This window comes from Curtobacterium sp. MCLR17_051, assembly GCF_003234395.1.
Taxonomy (GTDB): Bacteria; Actinomycetota; Actinomycetes; order Actinomycetales; family Microbacteriaceae; genus Curtobacterium; species Curtobacterium flaccumfaciens.
In genome coordinates, this window is sequence record NZ_QKTA01000036.1 from 1 (window position 1) to 7,219 (window position 7,219).

Below are 7,219 nucleotides of genomic sequence, written 5' to 3' on the forward strand. Positions count from 1 at the left end.
GTGCTCCCACAGGGTGACGCGGGGGGGGTGCTGGGGCGCTGGGGCCGGGGCGCGGCGCGTGGGTGCGGGCGCGGGTCGGCATCGGCGTCGCGCGGGTTTTCGTGCTGAGCGACAGTTCACGCGCGCGGCCGGCCGTGAGATGTCGCTGGGCGCGAAAGGTCGCAGCGCAGATCAGTCCGGACGACCCCCAAAGAGCCATTTGACGGTACCGGGTGCGGGGGCAACGATGGGCACATGTCCAGCCTCCAGTCCCTCCGGGCGACCGCCCACCCGATACGGCTCCGCCTGCTCTCGCTGGTGACGAGCTCCGCGATGAGCGCGGCCGAGGCCGCACGGGAACTCGGTCTCTCGCAGGCCACCGCGAGCTACCACCTGCGTGTCCTCGAACGGGCCGGGCTGGTCGCCGTCGTCGAGGTCGTCCGGCTCCGGGGCGGCGAGGCGAAGCGGTACCGGCACGAGTCGTCGTCGCGGGCGTTCGACCCCGACGCCCGATCCGGCAGTGGCGCCGAGGACGTCTCGGTCGAGGACCAGCTCGTGTACGTCGAGGCGCAGGTCGAGGAGCTCCGACGACGCGTTCGACAGCGGACCACGGGGCCCGGCGTCTCCACCGACGCCGAACTGTGGGTCGGCCCCGAGACGTGGCGTCGCGTGGTGCACCACGTCGGCCAGGCCTCCGCCCTGCTCCACGCCGCAGCGCAGCGACCCCGCACCCCGGGCACCGTTCCGGTGTCGATGACCGTCTCGATGTTCCCGATGCGGCGACCGTGAGCACGCCGACCACGGGCGTCCTCCGGCACGCGCCGTTCCGTTGGCTGCTCGCCGCCCGCACGGTGAGCATCCTCGGCAACGCCGTCGCCCCGATCGCGTTGGCGTTCGCCGTCCTCGACCTCACCGGCTCGCCCGTCGACCTCGGCCTCGTCGTGGCCGCACGTTCGGTCGCGAACGTCGCCGTCCTGCTGTTCGGCGGGGTCATCGCCGACCGTCTCCCCCGTGACGTCGTGCTCGTCGCCACGTCGCTCGGTGCTGCCCTGACGCAGGGCGCCGTCGCCGCGCTGGTCCTGACGGGCACCGCGACGGTCCCGCTCCTCGTCGTCCTGAGCATCCTGAACGGTGCCGTCGCCGCGGTGAGCCTGCCGACGACCGCAGCCATGGTCCCCGAGACCGTGCCCGAGTCACTGCTGCGCCCCGCGAACGCCGTGATCCGGTTGAGCATCAACGCCGGCACCATCGTCGGGGCCTCCGCAGGCGCCGGGATGGTGGCGCTCGTCGGCGCCGGGTGGGGGTTGGCGGTGGACGCCGCCGGTTTCGCCGTCGCTGCAGCCCTGTACGCACGGATCCGGCTGCCGCGTCGCCCGTCCGTCGCGCCGGCCGACCGCCCGTCGGTGATCGCGGACATCCGGGAGGGATGGGTCGAGTTCTCGGGACGACGCTGGGTCTGGACGGTGGTCGCCCAGTTCGCGGTGCTCAACGCCGCCTTCGTCGGTGCCACCACCGTGCTGGGTCCGGTGGTCGCGGACGGTTCGTTCGGCAGGGCGGGTTGGGGACTCGTCGTCGCCGCGCAGACCGTCGGTCTGGCGCTCGGAGCACTGATCGCGCTGCGGTGGCGGCCACGGCACGCCCTCGGCATCGGCGTCGCCCTGATGGCCGTGACCGCGCTCCCCGTCCTGGCGCTCGCCGGCGCCCCGGCCCTGCCGACCCTGCTCGTCGCGTTCGCCCTGGGCGGGGTGGCCATCGAGCTGTTCGCGATTGCCTGGGACCACGCGTTGCAGTCGAACGTGCCCCGGGCCGTGCTGTCGCGGGTCTACTCGTACGACATGGTCGGGTCGTTCGTCGCCGTCCCGCTCGGCGAGGCCCTGGTGGGACCGCTGGCGCACGCGGTCGGCACGCCCGCGACCCTGGTCGGTTGCGCCGTCGTCATCGTCGTCGCCACCGTGGTCGCCGCGTCCACCCGGAGTGTCCGGCGCGTGACCACCGAGGTGGCTCTGCCGGTCTGATCAGCCCGGGGAAGCGTCCGCGTCGACCTCGTACGCCTCGAACCTGGCATCGGCGAGGATCGCGTCGACGAGCGACCGCGACCCGACGACGATCGTCGAGTCCCAGTCGATCTCGGTGGCGAGCACCCACTCGTGCCCCTCGGGCCAGAGCATCTGCGGGGTGTGCCCGACATCGACGTAGGTGCCCACGCGGGCGTGGTCCGTCCAGGACGGGTCGCTGAGCTGCGGCAGGGACATGGCGAGCAGGAAGCACTCGCGGGCCGGCCACAGGAAGCGCGGACCCGCAAGCGACTGTCGGAGCGCAGCCTGCTCCCGCCGGTGCTGCGCCTGGGCCCGGGCCATGTGCGCCTGCATCTCCACGCGCTCGGCCGCCGTCGGCTCGCCGCTCCCCTGCCACCCGAAGCCCAACTTCGACGCGTTCAAGTCGCCCCATCCGTCCCAGACCGCCCCGACCAGGTCGTCCGGCGTCGACGTCGCCCCGGCGAGGAGCCCGGTCAGCGCGGCGAGTTGCTTCGGCTCGTACCAGCCCGTTTCGGGTGGATGGACGACCCAGCCGTCGTCGAAGGGCAGGTCCGACTCGTCGTCCCGACCGCTGAGCGTCTGCCACGACACGAGCGGGTCGATCGTCCGACGGGTGCGCTCGGCGACGTCGGCCCAGCGCCACTCGGCCGATTCGAGGACCGGGTGCTCGTCGTGCTCGTCCACGGTCGTCCGGTCTTCGCGATCCGCTCGGAGCGGGTGCAGGATCCGGACGTACGCCTCGAACCCGGTGCCCGCGACACCGCCGAACGAGGCGAACGAGCCGGCCCGGGCCAGCAACCAGTCGCCGCGCGAGACGTCCTTGATCAGTTCCACGTGCCGAGCCTAGGACTGACCGGGGCAGCCGTCAGGACGTCGTCCGGACCTCGAACGCCGGCAGGTCCGGCACCGGATCGGTCGCCAGCCGGGCGTGCGTCTCCACGTCGAACCGCTCCGAGCCGTACCGGAGCTTCTGCCGTTCGACGCCCTCCGCGCGGAACCCGGCGGTCGTGGCGACTCGACACGACGCGGGGTTGTTCGAGCGGTGTCCGAGTTCGAGGCGGAAGAGCCCGGCGTCGAACGCCCAGGTCGACGCACTCGTCAACGCACGAGTGGCGAACCCACGGCCGCGAGCATCGGACGCCAGCCAGTAATGCGCCCAGGCCGTGGCGTGCCGGAACTCGATCGCCGACAGCCCGACGTTCCCGACCGCGACTCCGTCTTCCACGATCGCCCAGTTCTTCGCCTGCTCGTCGAACCGCAGGGCGCCCCTGATGTGCGCGCGGGCCTGCTCCTCGTCATCGAGCCCGACGTCCGGGAACTGCGTCGCGAGGTCCGGGTTCGACCGGCTGGCGACGACGAGCGCAGCCGCGTCGTCGAGCGACCACGGGCGCAGTACGACGACCATGTGTGGTCTCCCCGACCGTCAACCGGCAGCGGGCCCGGCCTGCGGGCGGGGTGCACGGAGGCCGGGGAACTCGTCGTCGCGCCACTCCCCCTCGGCGCGCGTGCCGTTGCTCACCGACTGCTCCTCGCGCTCCCGGAGCTCCACGCGGCGGATCTTGCCCGAGATGGTCTTCGGGAGCTCCGCGAACTCGACCCGGCGGACGCGCGCATAGGCGGGGAGAGCCGTGCGTGCGTACTCCAGGACCTGCCTGGCGGTGTCGGCCGACGCCTCCCATCCGGTGGCCAACGTGACGTACGCCTTGACGACGTTGAGACGGGCGTCGTCGGGTGCCGGGACGACCGCGCTCTCCGCCACGGCCGGGTGCTGCAGCAGGGCGCTCTCCACCTCGAACGGCGACACCTTGTAGTCCGAGGACTTGAACACGTCGTCGGTGCGGCCGATGAAGGTCAGCTCGCCGTCGGCGTCACGGACGGCGATGTCGCCGGTGTGGAAGAAGCCGTCGCGCATCGACGAGGCGGTGCGGTCGGGGTCGCCGAGGTACTCGGCCATCAGGTTGACGGGCCGCTCGGTGAGGTCGAGGCAGACCTCGCCCTCGTCGCCCGGTTCGCCGGTCACGGGGTCGAGCAGCGTCACGGTCACACCGGGGAGCGGCTTGCCCATCGCGCCGGGCGTCACGGCCGCGCCCGGGGCGTTGCCGATGATCGCGGTGATCTCGGTCTGCCCGTAGCCGTCGCGGATGGTGAGCCCCCACGCTACCTCGACCCGGCCGATGACCTCGGGGTTGAGCGGCTCGCCGGCCGAGATGAGCTCACGGAGCGCGCGCGGCTTCACGCCGAGGTCGGACTGCAGCATCATCCGCCACGCGGTCGGCGGCGCGCAGAACGTGTTGACCTCGGCCCGCTCGAGCTGCGCGAGGAGTGCGGCCGGGTCGAAGCGCGCGGTGTTGTGGATGAACACGGTTGCCTCCGCGATCCACGGCGCGAAGAAGCAGCTCCAGGCGTGCTTGCCCCACCCGGGCGAGCTGATCGTCAGGTGCACGTCACCGGGGCGGACGCCGAGCCAGTACATCGTGCTGAGGTGCCCGACCGGGTACGACGTCTGGGTGTGCACGACCATCTTCGGCTTCGACGTCGTGCCGGACGTGAAGTACACCAGGCACGGGTCGGTCGTGCGGGTGACGACATGGGGACGGACCTCGTCGGCAGGAGCTGGCTCGCCCAGGTCGATCGGGTACTCCGTCCACCCGTCAGCGGGACCGCCGATGACGATGCGCGTGAAGGACCCGCGGACGTCGTCGTACTTGTGCGTCTCGCTCCGGTTCGTGACGACGTGCGCCACTGAGCCCCGGTCGACGCGGTCCTGCAGGTCGGCCGTGTCGAGCATGGTCGACGTCGGCAGGATGACCGCACCGAGCTTGATCACGGCGAGCATGGTCTCCCAGAGCTCGAGCTGGTTGCCGAGCATGACGAGGACGTGGTCGCCCTGCTGCACGCCGAAGCCGTGCAGGCGCGCGGCGAGCCGATCGGACCGTGCGGCCATCTCGGCGTAGCTGAACCGCTGCTCACGGCCGTCCTCCTCGACGATCCAGAGCGCGGTGCGGCTGTTGTCGGTCGCGATGACGTCGAACCAGTCGGTCGCCCAGTTGAACGTGTCGCCGACGTCCGGCCAGCGGAACCCGGCGCGTGCCGCCTCGGGAGAGTCCGCGGCGAGGAGCTGGTCGCGGGCGGCACGGTACGCGTCGGTCGGGTTCACAGAAGACACGGACCGATCATGCCGTATCCGGCTCGGAGCCGATCGATCAGCCGAGTCCCCGGAGCCAGCGGTCGAGCCAGGGGATGGTGCTCGAGAGGTCATCCGCATCGATCACGTCACTCGCGGCCGCGCGTGCCGTCGGACTCGCGTTGAGCGCCAACGCACTGGGGAGCGCCTGGAAGAGCGGGATGTCCGAGCGGCTGTCCCCGACGGCGCAGCAGCGTTCGATCGGTACATCGAGGTCACGAGCGAGCGCGAGCGCCCGGTCCCGCTTGTCGAACTCGTCGAAGTACTCGGCGACGGTGCCGTCGTGGACGCCGTCGTGCTCGCCGACTCGGGGCCCGCCGTTCGGGACGAACCCGAACCGCCGCGCGAGGGAACGGGTCACGGGTTGCCACGCGAGCGACGCGAGCACGGGTTCGACGTCGTGGGCACGGCACCACGCGACGACGGTCTCGGTTCCGGGCAACACCGGCAGGTCGTCGAGCCACCGGTCGACCGTCGCGACGGACGTGCCACGCCACCCGCGTGCGTCGACCTCACTGACCTGCTGGTTGGTGAGATCGCCGTCGGCGTAGCGGGCTTCTGCGTCGTCGAGCGTGCCCTGGTGCCCGAGCCGGGCGGCAAGGAAGCTGCTGCTGGAACCGGGGCTGACGAGGGTGCCGTCGACGTCGAAGAACACGATGCCGACGGTCACTGCCGGCCGCTCCCCCGCACGACCGCATCGAGCACCCGGATCGTCTCGTCGGTGTCGACGTGCAGGTGGGCCCCGATGCCGAGCGCACGTGCGGCCTCGATGTTCTCCGGCACGTCGTCCACGAAGAACACCTCGTCCGGGTCCGCCCCCAAGCGCTCGAGCGTGATCCGGAACGCCTCGGCGTCGGGCTTGTTCACGCCGATCTCGTGGGAGTAGCAGATCGGATCGAACACCGCCGAGAACCGGAAGCGCCGCTCCTCTTCCTCGCGAGCACCATCGCCAGAGTTCGACAGGATCGCGAGGCCGATCGTTCCGCGGAGTCCGGCGAGGAAGTCGTACAACGGCTGGTTCAGCGTTCCGCAGTACGCATCCCAGAAGTCGGCCCGCATGACGGCGAGCTGGTCGGCCCCCAGCCCGAGCGCCGTACCGATCGCACCCCAGTACCGGTCGACGACGCCGGTCTGACGGGAGGCGTCGGGCAGGTCCGCTGCGACGAGGCGTGCGGAGAAGTCGTCCGTCGTCATCCCGAGACGCTCGGCCCACCGCGCCCGGAAGCGTCCGGGCCAGGCGGCGTCGTCGACGAGCTCGAGGACGCCGCCCACGTCGGACAGCAGCCACCGCACGACGGGCCCGGCAGCCCCGGCAGCTTCGGCCGTCCCGCCGCTCACAGCGATCCCCGCAGCTGCCGGATCATCTCGACCTCGAGATCGCTCGGATCGAGCACGTACGCCTCGGTCGCACCCGTCGGCTCGTAGCCACGTCGGGCGTAGAAGGCCTGCGCGCGGGTGTTCCCCTCGTGCACGTGCAGCCGAAGGGCCGATCCGTGCGCCGCCGCCCACACCTCGATCTCGTCGAGCAACGCATCGGCGACACCGGCGGAACGGCCCCGGTGCGACGGAGCGACGTAGACGCCGACCAGGAGCGGCCCGACCCGGGGGCCGGGCACGAACACCCCCATCGTCCCGAGCCACCGGCCGTCGGCACCGATCGCGGCGAGGGTCGTCCCGCCGACGTCGTGCTCACGGCGGCCGCGTCGACGCCAGTCACGCTCCTGCAGCCGCTCCGCGTCGGCGAGCCGCTCCCCGTACGCCTTCGGGGTGTCCCGGAGCATCTCCAGTCGCAGTGCCCGCACGGACTCCCAGTCGTCCTCCGTGGTCGGTCGGATCGTCGTTCCCCGCATGACCCGAGCCTAGGGGTGGCAGGCCCGGAGAAATCGTTCCAATCCGACTGGCGGACGACGCCGAATCACCTGCAACGACCGGGAAACACCCGGAGCGCTCACCAGCCGCACATCGCTGGTTCTCCACCCCACCAAGGGTGTGTTCGGCGCGCACACAGCAACCGCGCCGA

8 protein-coding genes are annotated in these 7,219 nt (G+C 71.7%); 2 read left to right on the forward strand and 6 right to left on the reverse strand.

The features are described from left to right. The first annotated feature begins 234 nt into the window (after window positions 1-234). Window positions 235-768: a helix-turn-helix domain-containing protein gene (locus DEJ06_RS17835; RefSeq protein WP_111040215.1), complete on the forward strand. Its 534-nt coding sequence runs from the start codon at window positions 235-237 to the stop codon at window positions 766-768. Then, a complete protein-coding gene (locus DEJ06_RS17840) occupies window positions 765-1,994 on the forward strand; it encodes an MFS transporter (RefSeq protein WP_111040216.1) in 1,230 nt (409 codons plus the stop codon). Before DEJ06_RS17835 ends, DEJ06_RS17840 begins: the two co-directional genes overlap by 4 nt. On the opposite strand, the gene DEJ06_RS17845 is transcribed toward DEJ06_RS17840, so the two are convergent. The 6 genes from DEJ06_RS17845 to DEJ06_RS17870 are packed head-to-tail and all read right to left on the reverse strand — an operon-like array spanning window position 1,995 to window position 7,049. After that, on the reverse strand, window positions 1,995-2,849 hold the full coding sequence (locus DEJ06_RS17845) for a hypothetical protein (RefSeq protein WP_111040217.1): 855 nt from the start codon (window positions 2,847-2,849) through the stop codon (window positions 1,995-1,997). It lies immediately after the preceding gene. A gap of 31 nt (window positions 2,850-2,880) precedes the next feature. Then, complete coding sequence (locus DEJ06_RS17850; RefSeq protein ID WP_111040218.1) at window positions 2,881-3,420, reverse strand: GNAT family N-acetyltransferase; 540 nt, start codon at window positions 3,418-3,420, stop codon at window positions 2,881-2,883. Window positions 3,421-3,438: 18 nt separating this feature from the next. Further along, window positions 3,439-5,172, reverse strand: coding sequence for an AMP-binding protein (locus tag DEJ06_RS17855; protein ID WP_111040219.1), 1,734 nt, complete (start codon window positions 5,170-5,172; stop codon window positions 3,439-3,441). Window positions 5,173-5,218: 46 nt separating this feature from the next. Next, window positions 5,219-5,869: an HAD family phosphatase gene (locus DEJ06_RS17860; protein WP_111040220.1), complete on the reverse strand. Its 651-nt coding sequence runs from the start codon at window positions 5,867-5,869 to the stop codon at window positions 5,219-5,221. After that, window positions 5,866-6,537: an HAD-IA family hydrolase gene (locus DEJ06_RS17865; RefSeq protein ID WP_111040221.1), complete on the reverse strand. Its 672-nt coding sequence runs from the start codon at window positions 6,535-6,537 to the stop codon at window positions 5,866-5,868. The genes DEJ06_RS17860 and DEJ06_RS17865 overlap by 4 nt, the downstream gene beginning before the upstream one ends. Further along, window positions 6,534-7,049: an N-acetyltransferase gene (locus tag DEJ06_RS17870; protein ID WP_111040222.1), complete on the reverse strand. Its 516-nt coding sequence runs from the start codon at window positions 7,047-7,049 to the stop codon at window positions 6,534-6,536. The genes DEJ06_RS17865 and DEJ06_RS17870 overlap by 4 nt, the downstream gene beginning before the upstream one ends. Window positions 7,050-7,219 lie beyond the last annotated feature (170 nt).

Excerpts from the sequence above, each read along its gene's own strand:
- DEJ06_RS17835 (WP_111040215.1), top strand. The coding sequence starts at position 235 with ATGTCCAGCCTCCAGTCCCTCCGGGCGACCGCCCACCCGATACGGCTC.
- DEJ06_RS17850 (WP_111040218.1), bottom strand. The coding sequence starts at position 3,420 with ATGGTCGTCGTACTGCGCCCGTGGTCGCTCGACGACGCGGCTGCGCTC.
- DEJ06_RS17870 (WP_111040222.1), bottom strand. The coding sequence starts at position 7,049 with ATGCGGGGAACGACGATCCGACCGACCACGGAGGACGACTGGGAGTCC.